The 19,447-nt window shown below is 56.5% G+C and carries 14 protein-coding genes and 1 pseudogene; 4 read left to right on the forward strand and 11 right to left on the reverse strand.

What is annotated here, in order from left to right:
* From V8J63_RS26790 to gloB, 4 genes are all read right to left on the reverse strand, one after another.
* The gene (locus tag V8J63_RS26790; RefSeq protein ID WP_056784665.1) at positions 1-1,842 is read right to left on the reverse strand and encodes an extracellular solute-binding protein; all 1,842 of its coding nucleotides are present in this window, start codon (positions 1,840-1,842) and stop codon (positions 1-3) included.
* Complete coding sequence (locus V8J63_RS26795; RefSeq protein ID WP_336464906.1) at positions 1,839-3,671, reverse strand: extracellular solute-binding protein; 1,833 nt, start codon at positions 3,669-3,671, stop codon at positions 1,839-1,841. Before V8J63_RS26795 ends, V8J63_RS26790 begins: the two co-directional genes overlap by 4 nt.
* 345 nt (positions 3,672-4,016) lie before the next feature.
* Positions 4,017-5,480, reverse strand: a complete 1,464-nt coding sequence (locus V8J63_RS26800) for a transglycosylase SLT domain-containing protein (protein ID WP_130909528.1) — start codon at positions 5,478-5,480, stop codon at positions 4,017-4,019.
* Between the two features lie 99 nt (positions 5,481-5,579).
* Positions 5,580-6,347 carry a hydroxyacylglutathione hydrolase gene (gloB, locus tag V8J63_RS26805; protein ID WP_122880119.1) on the reverse strand — a complete coding sequence of 256 codons (768 nt, stop codon included), beginning with the start codon at positions 6,345-6,347 and terminating at the stop codon, positions 5,580-5,582.
* A 66-nt stretch (positions 6,348-6,413) separates the two neighbouring features.
* Here gloB and V8J63_RS26810 point away from each other — a divergent pair, with 66 nt between their 5' ends.
* The 3 genes from V8J63_RS26810 (at position 6,414) to V8J63_RS26820 (ending at position 8,438) form a co-directional block, all read left to right on the forward strand.
* Positions 6,414-7,172 carry a class I SAM-dependent methyltransferase gene (locus tag V8J63_RS26810; RefSeq protein WP_130888665.1) on the forward strand — a complete coding sequence of 253 codons (759 nt, stop codon included), beginning with the start codon at positions 6,414-6,416 and terminating at the stop codon, positions 7,170-7,172.
* Positions 7,173-7,262: 90 nt separating this feature from the next.
* Positions 7,263-7,733: a ribonuclease HI gene (gene rnhA, locus V8J63_RS26815; RefSeq protein WP_007910572.1), complete on the forward strand. Its 471-nt coding sequence runs from the start codon at positions 7,263-7,265 to the stop codon at positions 7,731-7,733.
* A 477-nt stretch (positions 7,734-8,210) separates the two neighbouring features.
* Complete coding sequence (locus V8J63_RS26820; protein WP_336464907.1) at positions 8,211-8,438, forward strand: hypothetical protein; 228 nt, start codon at positions 8,211-8,213, stop codon at positions 8,436-8,438.
* A 955-nt stretch (positions 8,439-9,393) separates the two neighbouring features.
* Here V8J63_RS26820 and V8J63_RS26825 read toward each other — a convergent pair.
* Positions 9,394-10,971, reverse strand: a complete 1,578-nt coding sequence (locus tag V8J63_RS26825) for a sensor domain-containing diguanylate cyclase (protein WP_336464908.1) — start codon at positions 10,969-10,971, stop codon at positions 9,394-9,396.
* A 315-nt stretch (positions 10,972-11,286) separates the two neighbouring features.
* Here V8J63_RS26825 and V8J63_RS26830 point away from each other — a divergent pair, with 315 nt between their 5' ends.
* The gene (locus V8J63_RS26830; protein WP_281894513.1) at positions 11,287-11,436 is read left to right on the forward strand and encodes a low affinity iron permease family protein; all 150 of its coding nucleotides are present in this window, start codon (positions 11,287-11,289) and stop codon (positions 11,434-11,436) included.
* Positions 11,437-11,934: 498 nt separating this feature from the next.
* Here the strand turns inward: V8J63_RS26830 and V8J63_RS26835 are convergent, their stop codons facing one another.
* The 6 genes and pseudogenes from V8J63_RS26835 to V8J63_RS26860 all read right to left on the reverse strand — a co-directional run.
* Positions 11,935-12,156 carry a hypothetical protein gene (locus tag V8J63_RS26835; protein ID WP_336464909.1) on the reverse strand — a complete coding sequence of 74 codons (222 nt, stop codon included), beginning with the start codon at positions 12,154-12,156 and terminating at the stop codon, positions 11,935-11,937.
* A 495-nt stretch (positions 12,157-12,651) separates the two neighbouring features.
* The gene (locus V8J63_RS26840) at positions 12,652-12,891 is read right to left on the reverse strand and encodes a hypothetical protein (RefSeq protein ID WP_336464910.1); all 240 of its coding nucleotides are present in this window, start codon (positions 12,889-12,891) and stop codon (positions 12,652-12,654) included.
* 156 nt (positions 12,892-13,047) lie between these two features.
* The gene (locus V8J63_RS26845) at positions 13,048-13,383 is read right to left on the reverse strand and encodes a DUF7716 domain-containing protein (RefSeq protein ID WP_336464911.1); all 336 of its coding nucleotides are present in this window, start codon (positions 13,381-13,383) and stop codon (positions 13,048-13,050) included.
* 13 nt (positions 13,384-13,396) lie between these two features.
* Entirely contained in the window at positions 13,397-18,310 is a 4,914-nt protein-coding gene (locus tag V8J63_RS26850; RefSeq protein ID WP_336464912.1) for an RHS repeat-associated core domain-containing protein, read from the reverse strand.
* A complete protein-coding gene (locus V8J63_RS26855) occupies positions 18,307-19,047 on the reverse strand; it encodes a DUF4123 domain-containing protein (protein WP_336464913.1) in 741 nt (246 codons plus the stop codon). Before V8J63_RS26855 ends, V8J63_RS26850 begins: the two co-directional genes overlap by 4 nt.
* A pseudogene (locus V8J63_RS26860) lies at positions 19,037-19,447 on the reverse strand (type VI secretion system tip protein VgrG); the annotation flags it as partial. The pseudogene V8J63_RS26860 and the gene V8J63_RS26855, both read right to left, overlap by 11 nt.

Below are 19,447 nucleotides of genomic sequence, written 5' to 3' on the forward strand. Positions count from 1 at the left end.
TTACTCCGTGCCCGCAGGGTCGGCTTGCAATTGGGTTTCGACTTCTACGGCAGGCTTGGCGTCAGGCTTGACCCACCAGGTATTGATGCCGATGTCGTACTTGGGCGAGGTTTTCGGGTGGCCTATATGATTCCAGTAGGCCACGCGCCAGCTCTTGATGTGCCAGTTGGGCACCACGTAGTAGCCCCATTGCAGTACGCGATCCAGCGCGCGGGCGTGGGCTACCAGACTTTTGCGCGAGTCGGCGTTGATCAGGCTTTCCACCAGTTGGTCAACGGTCGGATCCTTCAGACCCATGCTGTTGCGGCTGCTCGGCTTGTCGGCGGCGGCGCTCATCCAGTATTCGCGCTGCTCGTTGCCCGGCGAGTTGGATTGCGGAAAGCTGCCGACCATCATGTCGAAATCCCGCGAGCGCACGCGGTTGATGTACTGCGAGACGTCGACGCGGCGGATCACCAGATCGATGCCGAGGTCGCTGAGGTTGCGCTTGAACGGCAGCAGCACGCGTTCGAATTCGGTCTGGGCGAGGAGGAATTCGATCACCACCGGTTTGCCGGTGGCGTCGACCATTTTGTCATCGACGATTTTCCAGCCGGCCTCTTGCAGCAGTTGATAGGCCTCACGCTGCTGGGTGCGGATCATGCCGCTGGCGTCTGTCTTGGGATTTTCGAAGGCTTCGCTGAATACCTGAGCCGGCAGTTTGCTGCGGAACGGTTCGAGGATCGTCCGTTGCTCGGCGTCGGGCAGGCCGGTGGCGGCCATTTCCGAGTTTTCGAAGTAACTGCGGGTGCGCACGTAGGCGCCGTTGAACAATTGCTTGTTGGTCCATTCGAAATCGAACAGCAGCCCGAGAGCCTGACGCACGCGCACATCCTGGAACACCGGGCGGCGCAGGTTGAACACGAAGCCTTGCATGCCGGTCGGGTTGCTGTTGGGGATCAGTTCCTTGATCAGACGGCCCTCGGTGACCGCCGGAACGTTATAGGCGCTGGCCCAGTTCTTCGCGGTCATCTCCAGCCAATAATCGAACTGCCCGGCCTTCAGCGCTTCGAGGGCGACGGTGTTGTCGCGGTAGTAGTCGGTGGTCATCGTGTCGAAGTTGTAGAAGCCACGGTTGACCGGCAAGTCCTTGCCCCAGTAATCCTTGACCCGTTCGTAACGTACCGAACGGCCGGCCTTCACTTGGGTGACCTTGTACGGGCCGCTGCCCAGCGGGATTTCCAGATTGCCCTTGTTGAAGTCGCGGCTGGCCCACCAGTGTTTCGGCAGGACCGGCAACTGGCCGAGGATCAGCGGCAGCTCGCGGTTGTTGCTGTGCTTGAACTTGAACAAGACCTTCAGCGGGTCTTCGGCGATGGCTTCGGCGACGTCGTTGTAATAGCCGCGAAACATCGGCGAGCCTTCCTTGGTCAGCGTCTCGAAGCTGAACACTACATCTTCGGCGCGGACCGGGTGGCCGTCGTGAAAGCGTGCTTCCGGGCGCAGGTAGAAACGCACCCAACTGTTGTCATCGGCTTTTTCTATCTTGCTGGCAATCAGGCCGTACTCGGTGAACGGCTCGTCGAGGCTGTGTTTGGTCAGGGTGTCGTAGATCTGGCCGATGTCATCGGCGGGCACGCCTTTGTTGATGAACGGGTTGAGGCTGTCGAAGCCGCCGAACCCGGCCTGACGAAACACGCCGCCCTTGGGCGCATCGGGATTCACATAGTCAAAATGCTTGAAATCGGCCGGGTATTTCGGCGGCTCGTTGTACAGGGTCACGGCGTGTTGCGGGGCGGCCCAGGCCAGCCCGGCGAACAGCAAGCCGCCGGCCTGCACGAGCAGGGTGCGAACAGCGTTCATCGATCTTTCTCCGAAGACTTCAGCCACCATGCGCTCAGGCCCAGGGTGTAAGGCGGCGTGGTGACAAAGGCCAACCGGTTGCGGTAGGCCAGACGGTGATAATTGAGGTACCAGTTGGGAATGCTGTAGTGCTGCCAGAGCAGCACGCGGTCGAGCGCTTTGCCGGCGGCAACCTGCTCGTCGCGGGTGCGGGCGGCGAGCAATTGTTCGAGCAGGTGATCGACCACCGGATTGGCGATGCCCGCGTAATTCTTGCTGCCCTTGACGTTCACCTGGCTGGAGTGGAAGTACTGCCACTGCTCAAGACCGGGGCTCAGGGTCTGGCCGAGGGTCATCGAGATCATGTCGAAATCGAATTGGTCGAGGCGCTGTTTGTACTGGGCGCGATCGACGGTACGCAGGCGCGCGTCGATGCCGATGCTGTTGAGGTTTTCGATGTACGGCTGATAGAGCCGCTCCAGGCTCGGATTGACCAGCAGCAGTTCGAAACGCAGCGGCTGGCCGTCTTTGTCTTGCAGGCGCTGGCCGTGGAGCTTCCAACCGGCCTCAGCGAGCAGGGCGAGGGCTTTACGCATGGTCTCGCGCGGGATGCCACGGCCGTCGGTTTTCGGCAGGCTGAACGGCTCGGTGAACAGCCGGGCTGGCAACTGCTCCTTGTAAGGCTTGAGCATCAGCCATTCATGCCCGACCGGCAAACCCGAGGCGCTGAATTCACTGTTGGGATAGTAGCTGGTGGTGCGTTTATAGGCATCGCTGAACAGCGCGCGGTTGGTCCATTCGAAGTCGAACATCAGACCCAACGCTTCGCGCGTCCTGACATCGGCGAAGGTTGCGCGGCGGCTGTTCATGAACAGGCCCTGAGTCTGGGTCGGGATCTGATGCGGGATCTGCACCTTGATCACTTCGCCACGACGTACAGCAGGGAAGTTGTAACCGTTGACCCAGTTCTTCGCCTGATGCTCGATGTAGATGTCGAACTCACCGGCCTTGAACGCTTCGAAGGCGACATCGCTGTCGCGGTAGAACTCGACTTCCATGCGATCGAAATTGTACTTGCCGCGATTGACCGGTAAGTCCTTGCCCCAGTAATCCTTGACCCGCTCGAAAATCAGCTGCCGGCCTGGCGTGACCGACGTGATGCGGTACGGCCCGCTGCCCAACGGCGGTTCGAAGGTGGTGGCTTTGAAGTCGCGGTCTTTCCAGTAATGCTGCGGCAGCACCGGCAACTCGCCCAGGCGCAGGATCAACAGCGGATTGCCCGAGCGCTTGAACACGAAACGAATGCGCTGCTTGTTGAGGATGTCGACCCGCAGCACTTCCTGCAGGGCCGTGCGATACAGCGGATGACCGTCCTTGAGCAGCGTTCGATAGGAGAACGCCACGTCGTAGGAGGTAACAGGCGCGCCGTCGTGAAAGCGCGCTTCGGGGCGCAAATTGAAGACGACCCAGCTGCGATCTTCGCTGTACTCCACCGATTGTGCGATCAACCCGTAACTCGACGCGGGTTCGTCGCCGGACGGCGAATACTGCCCGGTGCCAACCATCAGCGGCTCGTTGAGCTCGTTGATGCCGTACTGGAGAAAATTGGCGGTGGTGACCGGGCTGGTGCCCTTGAAAGTGTACGGATTGACCGTATCGAAGGTGCCGAACGCCATCACCCGCAACGTACCGCCCTTGGGCGCTTGCGGGTTGACCCAGTCGAAGTGGGTAAATCTGGCCGGGTACTTGAGCGTGCCGAACTGCGCATAACCGTGACTTTCGGTAATCGTCGCGCTTGCGGGTGAGCTCAAGGCCAGGCTGATCAGGAGCAGGGAGAGGGCACGCTTCAAGTCAGATCCGATCCAGCGGCTTGGGCTTTGTGGGCCGTACAGTAACAGCTTGTCTGGACAGGAAAAAGATGCGGGTTAATGCCGGGTTAATCGTTTGCGCGAAGAGCCCCTCACCCTAACCCTCTCCCGGAGGGAGAGGGGACTGATCGTGGTGTCTGGGCGAATTGCACCGAGGTGCGATACCGAGTCGAACTCAGTTTCTGAAAAGCCCCCGATCGGCTCCCTTTCCCCCTCTCCCCCTTGGGGGCGGTCCGACGTTTCGGGAGGGCTGGGGTGAGGGGGATGGATCTAAAACACACCAAAAACTTCATCCAAAAAAAGCCCCTGAATTCAGGGGCTCTTCTTTCAGTGCGGCTGATAAACCGTAAGCATCTGCCCCGGCTTCAACGCCTTGCCCGCACCCGGGTTCCAGCGCTTGAGATGTTGCATCTCAACGTTGAAGCGCTTCGCCACCACGTACAGAGTGTCGCCACGCTTGACCTTGTACTGGGTCTGCTGCTTGCTCTCGTCCTTGCCTTTGCTCTTGCTGTTGGCCGCGACCACGGTGTTGACCCGGCCGGACTTGCGCGCCGGGGCACGCTTGGTGTTGTCCTGCATGACCAAGGTCTGGCCGACCTTGAGGTTCTTGCCGGTCAGCTTGTTCCAGCGCTGCAGATCCTTGACTTCGACCTTGTTGGCCTTGGCGATGGAGCCGAGGTTGTCGCCACGCTTGACCCGATAAGCACGTTTGAGCTGCGCCACTTCCGACGGATCGGCGCCTTCGAACACCGGTTTCAGCGAGCGCGGGCTAATCAGTTCGTCCGGGCGCATGGTCTGCAGACTCGCGGTCAGCAGTTGCGCCTTGGACGTCGGCACCAGCAGATGCTGCGGGCCGTCGATGGTAGTGCGCTGTTTGAACGCCGGATTGAGCTGGAACAGTTCGTCTTCATCGATGTTCGCCACCGCAGCGACCTTGGACAGGTCCATGCGCTGGTTGATTTCGACGACCTGGAAGTACGGCTCGTTGGCGATTGGATTGAGGTTGACGCCGTAGGCTTCCGGTGCCAGCACCACTTGCGACAGCGCCAGCAACTTCGGCACATAGGCCTGGGTTTCCGCCGGCAGTGGCAGGTTCCAGTAGTCGGTGGGCAGGCCGAGCTTTTCGTTGCGCTCGATCGCGCGGCTGACGGTGCCTTCACCGGCGTTGTAGGCCGCCAGAGCCAGCAGCCAGTCGCCGTTGAACATGTCGTGCAGGCGAGTCAGGTAATCCATCGCTGCGGTGGTCGAAGCGGTGATGTCGCGACGACCGTCGTAGAAACGCGTCTGGCGCAGGTTGAAGTAGCGCCCGGTGGACGGAATGAATTGCCACAGGCCCACCGCATCGGCGCGGGAATAGGCCATCGGGTTGTACGCGCTCTCGATCACCGGCAGCAGGGCCAGTTCCAGCGGCATGTTGCGCTCTTCGAGGCGTTCGACAATGTAATGAATGTAGAGGCTGCCGCGTTCGCCGGCATTCTCGAGAAAAGAGGGATTACTGGCGAACCACAGGCGCTGTTGCTCGATGCGCGGATTGACGCCAAGGCCTTCCTGCAACTGGAAGCCCTGACGCATGCGTTCCCAGATGTCCTGGGGCGCCACGGGAGTGGGCTTCTCGGTCAGCCAGATCGGCTTCTGCTTGGCTCGCGCAGCAATGTTCGGCGTGTGCGTCGCTTCAGTCTGCGGAGCGTGGCTGGAGCAACCCGCCAGCGTGGCGGACACAGCCACCGCGATGGCTTGCGCCAGGCGGGTCAAAGCATCTGAATTGACGGACTTACGTATGGATGACGACATTGGCTGGAAGTAAGTTCCGGGCAAAAATGTCGGGCGATTCTAGAAAGCGCACCCCCTGCGGTCAACCATTGAGAATTTTTGTCCCGGCCGGCGCGCTTGTTAGAACTTGTCTTTCCATGCCCGCAGAGCCGCAAATACCTCGCTCGGCTCCCGGTTTTGAGCGCCTTCCCGTTCGTCCACTTTTTGTGTAACCAATGTTTCAGAAGTGCGTAAAAACGGATTGGTGAGCTTTTCCAGGGCTAAAGTCGACGGCAATGTCATCACGCCGTTCTGCCGTTGCTGGGTGACCTTTTCCAGACGGGCGGCAATGTCCGGGTTGCCCGGCTCGACGGCGGCGGCAAATTTCAGATTGCTCAAGGTGTATTCGTGGGTGCAGTACACCAGCGTATCTTCCGGCAGGGCCGCGAGACGGCTGAGCGAGTGGTACATCTGCTCGGGCGTGCCTTCGAACAACCGGCCGCAACCGGCGGCGAACAGGGTGTCGCCGCAGAACAACAGGCCATGGTGGTAATAGGCGATGTGCCCCAGGGTGTGACCGGGCACCGCATAGACGTCGAAGTCCCAGCCGAGCACGCTGACGCTGTCGTTGTCCTTGAGCGCTATGTCACGCGCCGGAATGCTTTCGCTGGCCGGGCCGTAGACTTTGGCACCGGTCGCGGCTTTCAGGCGCTCGACGCCGCCGACATGGTCATGGTGATGGTGAGTGATCAGAATATCGCTGAGCACCCAGCCCGGATGCGCATCGAGCCACGCCTGCACCGGGGCGGCGTCGCCCGGATCGACCACCGCACAGCGCTGGGTCTGATGATCCTGTAACAACCAGATGTAGTTGTCGGTGAACGCGGGCAGGGCACTGATCTGTATCATCGTCGGAATTCGCCAAGCGGAAAACATTGGCGCATCTTAGTAGTTCCTGGCGCGTTGGAGAATGACATGACCGATAAAGCGTTCGCTCAGGCCGATCCCGACTGGCTGGCATTGATCAGCGCCGCCCGCGAATGGCTGTCGGGGCCGCTCGGGCAATTTCTGCTGGATGAAGAGCGGCGCATGCTCGACGACGAGCTCGGCCGGTTCTTCGGCGGTTATCTTGTGCATTACGGCCCGTCCGCCGAAACCCCGCCGGCCGCGCCGCAGGTGCAGCGTAACGTGCGTCTTGGCGCGCCGTTGCCCGGGGTCGAGATCGTCTGCGAAGAGCAGGCCTGGCCGTTGAGCGAGCACGCCGCCGACGTGGTGGTGATGCAGCATGGCCTGGATTTCTGCCTGTCGCCCCACGGTTTGCTGCGTGAAGCGGCGAGCAGCGTGCGCCCCGGCGGGCATCTGCTGATCATCGGCATCAACCCCTGGAGCACTTGGGGGCTGCGGCATTTCTTCGCCAATGATGCCCTGCGCAAGGCGCGCTGCATCTCGCCGTCGCGGGTCGCCGACTGGCTCAATCTGCTGGGCTTCGCGCTGGAGAAACGCCGCTTCGGGTGCTATCGTCCGCCGCTCGCGTCGCCCAAGTGGCAGCACCGCCTGGCCGGCTGGGAACGCAAGGCCGGTGACTGGCAGCTGTCCGGCGGTGGCTTCTATCTGCTGGTGGCGCGCAAGATCGTGGTGGGGCTGCGGCCATTGCGCCAGGAACGCCGCGAGCCGATGGGCAAGCTGATTCCGCTGCCGATGGCCAAGGTCAACCGCCGCCGCATCGAACCGTAAACCCTCTTTTATTTGTGGCCGGGCTTGTCCCGGCCGCGGTCATTGTCGATCCGTGATTGGCAGGACAGGCATTTTTCTGGAAAGACTGGCATGAGCGAAAGCGTGGAAAGCGTCGACACCGTAGAACTGTTCACCGACGGCGCCTGCAAGGGTAATCCCGGCCCCGGCGGCTGGGGCGCGCTGCTGGTGTGCAAGGGCGTCGAAAAGGAACTGTGGGGCGGCGAGGCCAACACCACCAACAACCGCATGGAGCTGCTCGGCGCGATTCGTGGCCTCGAAGCGCTCAAACGCCCATGCGAAGTGCTGCTGGTCACCGACTCGCAATACGTGATGAAAGGCATCAACGAGTGGATGGCCAACTGGAAGAAGCGCGGCTGGAAAACGGCTGCGAAAGAGCCGGTGAAGAATGCCGATCTGTGGAAAGAGCTGGACGAGCAGGTCAACCGCCACAAAGTCACCTGGAAATGGGTGCGCGGGCACATTGGCCATCATGGTAACGAGCGGGCGGACCAACTGGCCAATCGCGGCGTTGACGAAGTGCGTGGTTACAAGCAGAGCTGATTTCGCTTCTAACCGTGGCGTGGCCGTTCGCGAGCAGGCTCGCTCCCACAGGGAAATGTATTCCAGGCCTTGAATTGGAATGCATTCCAATGTGGTAGCGAGCCTGCTCGCGAAGGACCCGCCACGGTCTGACTGAAACACCCCGCCGAGCGTGTTAACATCCGCGCCTTTGCCCGATTGACCCGTTGAGAGCTGAGCACTGATGGCCACCAGATCCGTTGTTCGTTTCTGACTACTTGTCAACTCTGTAATCGGGTGATTAGCGCGTGATTGGGTATGTCTAAAGTATTGATTTTTTGAGACATGCAGCCAATTCTCATGCATCTGATGGATGAGCTTGCAGCCTGAATGAGCCAAAAATGTAAATGATGAGCTCTTTCGGATCTCCATCGTTTACACTTTAAAACGGCACCCAGAAACTATTTCAGGACAGATTTAGGCAGCGCAATAAAGTTTTCCCTTCCTCCGAAGATTCCCATGCACTTACATTTGCAGCATTTGGTCGCGAATGCGGCGGGGTGCAGATTCGACGAGGATGCAGCCGTAAGAGCCTTATTTTGCGTCATGTATCCCGACAGAGTTTCCGATGAAGATTTCGTGCAAGAGTCTTTTCAGTGGTTTTTCGAGATGATCAACCGGATTGGCGGCTTTAGTCCGGCGTTTGAAAAATTAGCCGCGAAAGTAGCCCTCAAGGGAGGGGAGTGACTAAAGAAGGCCTACGCGCTGGCTACCACAACCGAGGTAGCTCAGAAAAGTGATGGCCATTTACTGATCTAAAATCAAGATTATGAATCGCACCGGTTTCGCAGGCATAACTGGCTCGTTATTTTTGTCGGTTCTCTGCAGGGCAAAATGGGCGGAAATATGCCAAGAGTGGTTACTCGCCAGAGTCCGCTTTGGCCGATAGCGGTGGGCCATAAGTGGCAACTATCGGTCAAAAGTAAACGTTCGCGGATGGGCTGCTTCCGGCCATGAGCGGACGCTCGGAAGCGACTCCTATCGGCCAAAAGCGGACGTTTGAGAGCGGAACCTTCCGGCCATTAACTGCCATTCGTGCCCCGCAGCATTGCCATTAGTGGTAAGTCTAAAAACCGCTTTAGGCCGTGGAAGGCTTTCAGATCTCTGACGTACGGATAGGGTGTTGGCTATCCTCGGAGCGGCTACCTATAGCGGCACGTAGATCATTCCAGGGCTTAAGTTCTTTATGTGCGCTGGGGCACTCAGGCGTATGTGCAAAATTGGCAGCGCCATCTGCCTCTGCTTGCACAGCTCTGCATGCCTTGCACACGACCATTCCTTTGTTTAAAGCCCATTTTTCATTCCACGAAACGAGCAATTCGGAGGTTGACATTAAGACACCGGAATATCTGTACAAATATAAAACCCTGTACAACTATTTTGGTTTCTCCTTCTGAAATGTCAATCCGTAATTTGCATTGTCCCATTGACCGATTGCAGGCCTTCTGTGACAGGCAGCGATCGGCCAATAGCGGTCGTCCGTGAGCGGCTGGAATCCGTATCAACAGAGTCGCCGGATAGTTTCACAAGGTACTGTTCGCTTACGAAGGATGCCCAAGTCCACAAGAATGCAAGCTGTGGCGCAAGATTGGGCTCTGGGAGTTCTGAAAATTCAGTTCGTTAATTCCCGCCTTGAAGTTTCTCAATTAGCAATCACGCTCATGTTCCGTCCGCTCGTCTTCGCAGCATAGAGCGCTTTATCGGCAGCGCCGATCAGCGCGTCGGGTGTTTCCCCGTCTACTGGACTAAAGGCGCTCACCCCAATGCTGATCGTCACCATCCCCATGTCGCTATCACCATGTTCAATTGCTGATGCCAGTACAGCCTTGCGGATCTTCTCTGCGACGATGAAAGCGCCGACGTAGTCCGTGCTGGGTAGTACTACCGCGAATTCCTCCCCCCCAAAACGCGCTGCAAGATCACCCGGTCGTCTGATGTTTTCCTGGATAATTCTGGCGACACTGCGTAAGCATTCGTCACCCACCAAGTGGCCGTACCGATCATTGAAGCGCTTGAAGTGGTCGACATCGATCATCAGCAAGGCAAGAGTGGTTCTACCTCGTTTGGCGCGGCCCATCTCAGCTTGGATGAATAGATCAAACTGGCGACGGTTGGCAAGTCCCGTTAACGCATCCTCCAAAGCCAGCAACTCGAGGGTGTGATTGGCCTCAAGGAGCTTGTCCTGTGCCCCAATTAGTTGATTCTGGATGTGCGTTTGCTGCCTCATCAATCGAATAAATCTGTATCCAATCCCCAGCACGAAGCTTATCAGCAACAACACGATCGCTGAGCTCATCAGCGTTTCTTGCCGCCAGCTTGCCAAAACCTCCTCTTCGTTCATGGCGCAGAACACCACGAGAGGGTAATTGTTGACTCGCCGGAAACCGACGACACGCTCTACTCCGTCCACGTACGACCTGACGATGGCGGTTCCCGAATCGCCTTTGGGCAGGAGCTGGGTAAAGAGCGGACCATCAGCAATGCTGGTACCGATGATTGTCTCGTTGAAAGGCCGTCGCACGACGATCTTTGCGTCGGCAGAAATCAGATTGATAACGCCGTTATTGCCGACATCGATGCTGTTGTAGAGCTTGAGAAAGTGGTCAAGATAGAGCGTGGCCAAGGCCACCCCAGCAAAGCTGCCGTCTGGATTGTTGATTCTCCGGGAGACGGGCAAGATCCACTCACCTGTGGAGCGGCTTTTGATCGAAGGGCCTACGTGAGGAGCTCGGTCGGGATGATCGCGGTGGTAGATAAAATATTCGCGGTCGGCGTTGTTTGCATTGGGGGGAAGGATGCCGTTGGAGTCGACTATCCAAGCGCCTTTTTGATCGTAAATGAACAGGCCATGTAGTTGGGCAAGCTCGTTTCGCTGGGTGGTGATCACCCGCTTGAGCTGAGGCAACTGATCAGGTCCCATTCCTTGAGTTTCGAGTCGGTCGACCAAACTGAACAGAACGGTATCTGCTTGTTTTATCGATGCTTGCGCTTGCGACGACAAGGTTTGGGCAAGGTTTGCCATTGCCACTTCTTTGTCGTGCAGCCGGTATTCACGAGAGCTCCAAGCTTCCCATCCGACCAACACCATAAGAGCAAGGCAGACCGAAAAGAGGAAAAAAATGGCTGCGCGAACTTTATCCTGACTTCTCTGCGGATCAGTCGTGATAGATGCGGCCTCTTTTATTTTGGCCAGACCCGATGCGGAAGATTGGTGGGGCATGGAGGGTACTCAGTGATTGTTTGAACGGCCTTTTTCCGTTAGCCGTTTTACTTAAGCCGACATCATTAGAGTCAGCGATAATGATTATACATATTGGGCAGAGACTAGGTCTCAACCAAGAAAACACGGCGCCGATGAAAGGTTGGGACCACTCCCTAATGTTCGCTCGTGTCGCCGGGCGTGCCTGGTACGCTGGTCGCACGCTAAGCAAGTGTATGCAAATGCTGACATGTACTAACGCTCGTATCAATTTTCTGCCGTCTCGACTGCCGGCGCTTAATTTACTGCTCTCCAGCTTGACCGCAATCTGCCGTCATCGCGTTTCTGATGGTTTTCCTGATTCAGAACACGCTGAACCCTGACAGCGACATCTTGCGCTGGAAGCTTGATGAATTGATCGGGCGAAAAGGATGCGCAAAAGCTTTGCTGTCGCTGCATCTTCTGAATATCAAGGGGCTGCTTTAAATGCGCGAGCATTACTGTTAGATGGGAGGAAGGGAAGGAGCCGAAATCTCAACTGCAGCGATAAACCGTGAGCACCCGGTGACGTCCGAATATACGAGGTTACCCACAGTCAGTTCCGTCGGAGGTCTACCGCGCGCTTAACGATTTTATACCGAGGGCAAGAGATGCCTTGCGCACTCACTAGAACATAACCCGCAACTCCCACCTAGTCTCTTTATTAGTTGTTAGTAAGGTCGTAGCGCAACTTAGCGATGAGCTCTGAGAAGGCTCTTGGGTTGACTCTGCGTGATGAGTTTGGATCCCGTAGGCAGCTGCTTGCGGGTGTCCGCTTATGGCCGTCAGCTGCCTGTCATCAGTGGTAGCTATCAGGTAATGCTAGAGATCAGAATGGGGACTAGAATGTGCCGAACGGCTTGCGTTGATCTCGCCAAGCTTGAGCGGACGCTGATCGAGGGCGTGCTTATTTCAACCATTCGCCCGCTACTAACACGATTCCTCTCAGCCATACATGTACAAAAGGTTGTCGATCAGATCTAGTTTCTGCTGCGTATACTGAATATTGTTGAACCGTCTAATGTTCTGAAGCATACCTCTGATTGGAAACTGCCGTAAAGGATTCTGAATAATTTCAATCAAACGGTTGTAATCGAGATCGTTTCCCTTGAGGTATTTTTCAATCAATTCTTCGAGCGCTACGCGCGCCTCTATATCGGCTGGCACTGCTAAGTCTCCGGCAAGACAGTTACCTCATCCTCTTTGATGATAGTGGTAGTTTTGAGATGAGTTATCGCGCATCCTGTGCTCTAGCCAGCACACGCTTTCTTGAAGCGTCCCAGGCTCAGACTTTTTCATCAAGCTAATATGGGACTTTACGTTTGGTACGTCGCTTTTATAGAGTTGCAGCGTATCGAACTTCGATCGCCGGCGGCCATCACTCCAAGCAGGGCGGGGGCAGTACTACGGCCATGAAGCAGGTTGGGTATCCATGTTGCAATTCAGTGGTTGCAGGAAACTCTGAACGATAGGGTAAATGTAGGTAGCCGTTTCGGTCTGTGAGATGATTTCAATCCCTGCGAGTGCTGAGAGGTTACTTTCCATAAGCTAGGAGTTACTTATAAAGTCTCGCAGAAGAATCCAGGGCGCTCAACAATTTTCTGAGCTGAAATAGCGTATTGACCAAGGTTCGCCATATCCAGGTCCCCCCAGTGTTGATCATCAGTTTCCAATATCAGCGATCGGTTTTTTGAGCTGGAAGAAACTGATAATGTCGCGAATCTCTTTCTCGCGTTGCACTTGATCATTTCCATAGATCTCACCGGAATAGATGAAACCCTTATCACCCATGATAACTTTCTTTTGAGAGTCAATAAGGGACGTTTCGAAGCCTTGGTGAAGAAATTTCATCGTTTCCACATCACCCGTCGGTGATGCCGTTGCAATGCTTATTTTGGTCATGTGTTGACGCCAATTCTGGCCCCCTTTTCTTGGCGACGGTGGGAGCGTGCAAGTTTAGGGGAGCCTTTCGTTTCGGCGGCGCATTTTTCTGACCTTGTCTAGACACACTCCCGTTGTCAAGAAAAAACTATCGGGGTTATTTTGCGTGCTGTTTTTTTATAGTTTAATGAAGCTGTCGTGCTCATTATAATGTTTAATGGCTTTTAGTATTTCCTCATTTGTGGCAGACGTTTTCTGCTCCAGCGCATTGAATGTAACATCTTCCAAGAGTTCGTCGGTAAACCAAAACTCAAGATTGTTTTGAGTGATGTAGTCTGGAAAAATTTCTTCGTCGTCATCCGTGATCTCAGAGTATTCAGCAATTACGCAGTCGGTTTCAAGCTTCGCTTGGTCCGATGATCCTTTACCATAAACACAATAGGTAAGCTCTTTTTTCTGTGCCTTTAAGAAATCGATCAGGTCATCTATTTTGATAGATTGATTGTATTTCATATCAGTGCTCCGATTATTCCGTTTTGATTTTCCCTTCGCGCCCCTCTCGGCCTCCACCCCATATATCTCGTCCGCCTTTTCCAGTTGGATGATAAACGGAGTGTTCGCCGCTATGGTCCGCCCGATGAACAAGCTGCAGCACGCCAGGCTTCTCGTTGTGGTGCCAAGTGTAGCCTGTCGGGCTAGAGCCCATGTTCCGTTTTGGATCATCCACCCAAGCTTTCAGATCTGGGTTTCGACTATACATATTTTTTCTAAATGCTGGATCGCCATTGAGCTTGTTTATTAAGTCCTTGTTAGCTCTGTTGAATTGTACTTTATCGCTCTTTAGGTACAGATTTTCAGGGACTTTGTACTCGTGGAATGAGTGGAATTGATGAGCTTTTCGTCCTGCATCAGGAGCGTCGGGTTGGCTTTCATCGACCGCAGGTTTTGTTGTCGCGTTATCGGCGTCGAAGTCTGGCTTACATCCATCCGCACCAGGACAAGTATCCAGCCCCAACGGATCCACCCACCCCGTGGGGTTAGGCACGTACCGATAGTTGTTCAACCCACCCGCAAGCTTGATCGGGTCCGGCGTCAGATATCGCGCTGTGTTTGGATCGTAGTAGCGGTGCCGGTTGTAATGTAACCCCGTCTCGGCGTCGAAGTACTGACCTTGGAAGCGCAGCGGGTTATCTATTTCGCTGACATCCAGCGTTGCGAGATTACCGTAGGCGCGGTATTTCGCCGACCACATGATCTCGCCGCTGTAGTCGGTGAGCTCCTGCGGTGTGCCGAGGTGGTCGAGTTGGTAGTAGAACGGGGCCGCTTTCAGTGGGCCTTCCCCGTCGAGCATTGCCAACGGGCGGAAGGTGCCGGGTTCGTAGATGTAGGTGCGATAACGGCTATCCGCGCTTTCAGCGATCAGGCGTTCGCCTTGCCACAAGAACTCGGTGGTGTTTCCGTCGACGGTTTTCTCGATGCGGCGGCCGAAGGCGTCGTATTTGTAGGATGCGGTGCCGCCGCCTGGGAGGCTGACTCCGATCAGACGATGCTGGCAGTCATAGCGGTATTCAGTGACGAGTTTCTGGTTAGCGCCGCGTCGCTCGCGGATCAGGTTGCCGTATGCGTCGTAGTCGTAATGGCGGTCGCCTTGCATCAGCAGGCGGTTGCCTTTGACGTTGGCCAGGTTGGCAACGGGCATGTCGGTCTGACCGAGCAGATTACCCGCTGGGTCATGGGCGAAGCTTTCGGGCGTTGTGCCACGTACGTTGATCAGACGATCCAGCGGATCGTAGTGGTAGCTGCGATTGCCTTTACGGCTGTCGTCGATGCAAGCGAGGTTACCGTTGGCGTCGTAGTTATAACGACGTTGAAACAGATTTTTTTCTCGCTGACTGACGCTGTGCGCTTGCAGGCGACCTTGTTCGTCGTATTGGTATTGGCTGAGCAGAAGACCTTGCTGGCGTTGCTGTTCACGGCCGGCGCTGAACTGGTGGGAAGTCAGGCGTGTGCCGTTGAGGTCGATGCTGCTCAAATGCCCGCCGGATTGGTGGCGATAATCGAGTGTGCTGCCATCCGGCAGGCGGCAGTGACTGAGCTGTCCGACGCTGTCGTATTCGTAACGTGTGGTGCCCCAGCCTTGGTGCTCGGTGATCAGGCGATCTTGTACGTCGTATTCATAGGCGAGGGGCCAGTGGCCGTCGTCAACGTTTACCAAGCGACCCAAGGCATCGTAGCTGTAATGGATTTCCTCGCCATCAGCGAGGGTTTTGACCAGCAAGCGGCCAGCGGCATCGCGCTGATACTCGGTCACCAGCTCACTGCCGTCGTCACCGAACTCGGTTTTCTTCAACAGTTTGCCGTTGAGATCGTACTCGTAGGCAGTCCGACGACCATCGAAGCCGGTTTCCTGCTGGATCAAGCCGTTGCTGTAGTAATCGAGGTGGTAATGCTCACCGCGTTCGTTTTCGATTTCAGTGAGCAGAAGACGCGCATTGTCGTAGCGATAGTGCAGTTGGCTGCCGTCCGGATTGATTCGACGGCTGACCAGATGGAGATTGTCGGCGTATTCATAGCGCGTGATCCGACCCAGTTCGTCGCGCTCTGCGGTGACGCGACCGTATGGGTTGTAACTGAACGACCGAGTAGCGCCGCCGGGCAGGGTAATTTGTGCCAGCCGATTCGCAGCGTCCCATTCATAGTGAGTAATCGCTCCGGTTTCAGCCTGACGTGTGATCTGCCGACCGAGTGCGTCGTAGCGGTATTTGCGCTGGCCGCCGTCCGGCAGACGCTCCTCAAGCAATTGGCCGAGATTGTTCCACCCCAGTTGGTGACGGCTACCGTCAGGATGGCGGATCTCCAGCAGCCGTCCGTGGCGATCATAGGTGTAATGCGTCGAGTTGCCGTCCGGATCGACTTGTTCAGTGATGTCCCCCTGGTCGTTACGCCAGTAGATCCATTTGGCCGGGCCACGATTAACCACACGGACATAGCCGTGGTAGTACTCGTAGGAGGTCGGCATGTCTTCCGGCGGGATGACCGCGATCAGTCGACCGGCCTCGTTGTACTGGTATTCAGTGACCGCGCCGAGGGGATCCTTTTCGGCGATCAACCTGCCTTGGTCGTCGTAAGCTTTGAGGTGTTCTGCGCCATCCGGATCAACCTTGGCGACGAGTCGAGCCTTGTCATCGTGGGTGTAGACTTCTTCACTGCCATCGGCGTTGGTTACCGTGACACTACCGTTGTCATCCCAAGCGTAATGCGCGTCCATCTGCGAGAAACTGGCCCAGTGATGGATGCAACGCGCGGACTTGCCTTCTTTTTCCCATTCCCAGTAGAAGCTCGCGCCACCGGCAAGTTGCCGCTCGAGAATGACGTTTTGTTCGTTGTAGGTGTAACGCTCAGACTCACCGGCAGCGTTCGTGGCTTTGGTCAGGCGCTGCTGAGCATCGTACGTGTAGGTAACCAGGGTCTGGACCGTGCTCCATGCATCTTCCAGTGTGTCGGCCGGGACAAATTGCTGGTAGTCGATAGCGATGATGTGTTTACGGTCATACCGAACCAGAAGTGCTCGACCGGCCCCGTTGTCCACGCGCTTGATTCGACCATGGATGTCACGGGTGATTTGCAGGCGATTGTCGTAGTTGTCGCTGATGGCGATCAGCGTCGCGCCTTTGCTGTTGAAGCGGAAATGATAGAACTGCTTACGTTCACCAGCCTGTGTGAGAACGAGCTCGGAAGGATCACCGCCAATGAAGATGGCCGCTTCCGAAAGGCTATTGGTGATTGCCGGACGCTGTTCGCTCGGCATCGGAAACGTCGTGACACGGTTTTCGTGGTCAGTCCAGATGACTTCGTCGCCATTGATATCCACGCGCTGGGCGAGGGCATGGCTCCAACCATAACCGAGGCCGCAGTCGATTTCGGCCGCACTGGTGCGATAGAGACGCGTCCATGTAAAGGGCAACAAACCGCCAAGTTCACCGTCGGTAATCGTCAACAGCTCTTCACCCGTCACCATCGAAACCGGGCAACCATTGGTGCAGGTTTTCTTGGCGCAGGTGGCGCTTTTGTCGTCGGGCGTCTTGGATTGATCGGGAGCGTCGTCGACCTTTTCCTTTGGCTGGAGCGAGGTTTGATTCTGTTTTTTGTCTCGTGGAAACGAAGAGGCGTCTTTGACTTCCTGTTTTGGAGTATCTGTAGTTTTCGGCAGCTGGCTTTTTGGCGGCAGCCCCGCTACATGACTTTTGGGCTCAGCCTTCGCCGCGGCAGTCTTTGGTGCTTCAGTAGTAGCTTCATCGATTTTCAGCGCTGCGGTTTTGGCAGGTTTCATCGGCACATTCTTGGCGCTGGCGATGATTGGTTTCGATGCTTGCGCATGGGCGGGCAAGGCGTGTTTGCTACTGAGTGTCATCAGGGTAGAGGCAAGATCGTCCAGATACTTAATCGCTTCGCCCGATTTGACCGTGGTAATGACTTTTGTCCCGGCTCTTACAGCAAGCCCAGCGCCACCTGTCAGGCAGATACCCAGTAGTACGTTGATCAGAAACTCCGAAGCGATCGCCGTCATAACGTCGACGATGACCTGCGGCGGGAGCATGCCGACCCAAGCCACGATCGCCGAGACATAGATGAACATCAGCGGTTCATCGCTGAGGATCAGCAACCCTGAAGCAATGGACTCTTTCGATGCGGCGTAGAGCTTGTCGATTTCGACGTCCGACAGATATTTTTTGAGTTTTGCGTAGTTTTTTTGCGGATGAGCGAGCAGCTCGAACAGGCTTTTGATGTCATCCCACAGACGAAGTAGAGCTTGCTCGAAACCGTCCAGCGCCCGTTTGAGCAAGATGACCGAGCGCCCCGCACGATCTGCCGCCGAGTAGCTCGCCCACTGCGGCTGAAATTTGCTCGACCATTCGCTTTGCAGCCAGCCTTCGAGCTTGCCGATGACGCCTTGATAGGAATCATAGAGTGCTTTGACGTCACTCTGGGATACGTTGGGGAAGAACGTGATGCGATAGGTCTGGCCTTTCTTGGCCCCCTCGATCACTTTGATGCCGCTTGGGCCGATCATAGTTTCGATGACCGGACCGGTAACGTCGTCGTAAAAGGTGCCTTTGGTGACTGGCTCCAGCTTCACCGGAGTATTTCCGATAGGTACAAATCGCGCTGACTCAAACATGTGGATCAGCGTGAAATCACCCACCAGTGGGCAGGTCGCATAGGTTTCAACCGCGCCAGTCTTGGTCTTGCGTTCCGTCACGCGGACTTCATTACCGACCTTGAAGGTCTGGTCGACGTCCAGCGCCCAGCCAGTCCAGAAACCGTCTGCCCATTCCTTGTAATCACTTAGGCAGTTTTTGAAGTCTTTGAGAATCAGGCTCGCGTCAGGTGTTTTGGCGTCCAATACACGCAGGACCAAGGTACCAATTGGGGTATTCATGACGTGACTTCCTTTGTCAGCTGTGCGGCGAGACGCTCTGCCATATCTTCAGTGTTTGGGTTCTGGCGCACGAAGCGCTCAACTTTTCTGCGCAAATTGGCTTCGGGAAATTCGAAGTAAAGCGCCGGGCAATCTTCTGATAGCCACTGCATCAGGTTCTCGACGACGGTGGTGGGGTCTGTTTCCGCGAGTGCTTTCAAGAGATTCTCAGGCACCTCCCACCACGGCCAATCCCGCACCTTCGGCACCACCCGCGTGCCCAATTCCAGCGCCTGCCCATTGATCAGATACCGCTCAAACACCGGCAGCACTTCTCCAGCCTTCTCCCCAAGCCCCCGCAGAATCGGATAAATATGCCGGCCATCCCAAAACCGGAAAAACACTTCGGTGCCATCCGGCATTTTCACCTGCGTCAGGCTGCGCAGATGTTCGAACACTTCGTTCGGTTCTGAACGCGATACCGCCAGCCAGCCCCAGTCCAGCGCATCGGTTTCGGCGATCCAGGGCAGGAAGGCCGAATTCGGTTTGAGCTCGGTGAGGTAGGGCATCACCGGTTGCCAGGTGGAGTAGGGCGTGCCGCCCCAGATCGGCAGGAGTTGGGCGGTGGGTTCGGTGAGGTACAGGGTTTTCAGCGCGTCGGCGTCGCTGGCGGCGCTGATGATCAGGTACAGGCGCTCGCCACTTTGCAGCGGCTGTTGCGCCAGCCATTCTTTGGGGGTGATTCGTTCAGATGGCACAGGCACCTGCCTTGCATTTTTCGCATTCTTCACAGAATGGCGCGTTACGTTTTAGGGTGTTGATCTGCGCCGGGGTCAGGACTTGGCCAGCCTTGTCGGCATCCGCCTGTTTCAACACGCCGGGCATCAACGGCGCGGCGCCGGTGCCGCTGCCCGGGCTACCCCCGGAGTTCATGTTGATCACCGGCCCGCTCAGGGTCACGCCGCCGGCGTCGATCTTGATAAAGCTGCCGCCGCCGACCAGCGTGAGTTCGGCGCCGGCTTCCATCACCACTTTCATGCCGCTGCTCAGGTGGATTTCCTGGCCTGCGTCGATGAATTGGCCGGTGCCGATCTTGATGTGCTGGTTGACGCCGACGGTGAGGTGGTCGTTGGCGCGGGTTTCGACTTTGCGGTCGGC

The organism is Pseudomonas sp. CCNWLW23, from assembly GCF_037095675.1.
Classification (GTDB): domain Bacteria; phylum Pseudomonadota; class Gammaproteobacteria; order Pseudomonadales; family Pseudomonadaceae; genus Aquipseudomonas; species Aquipseudomonas atacamensis.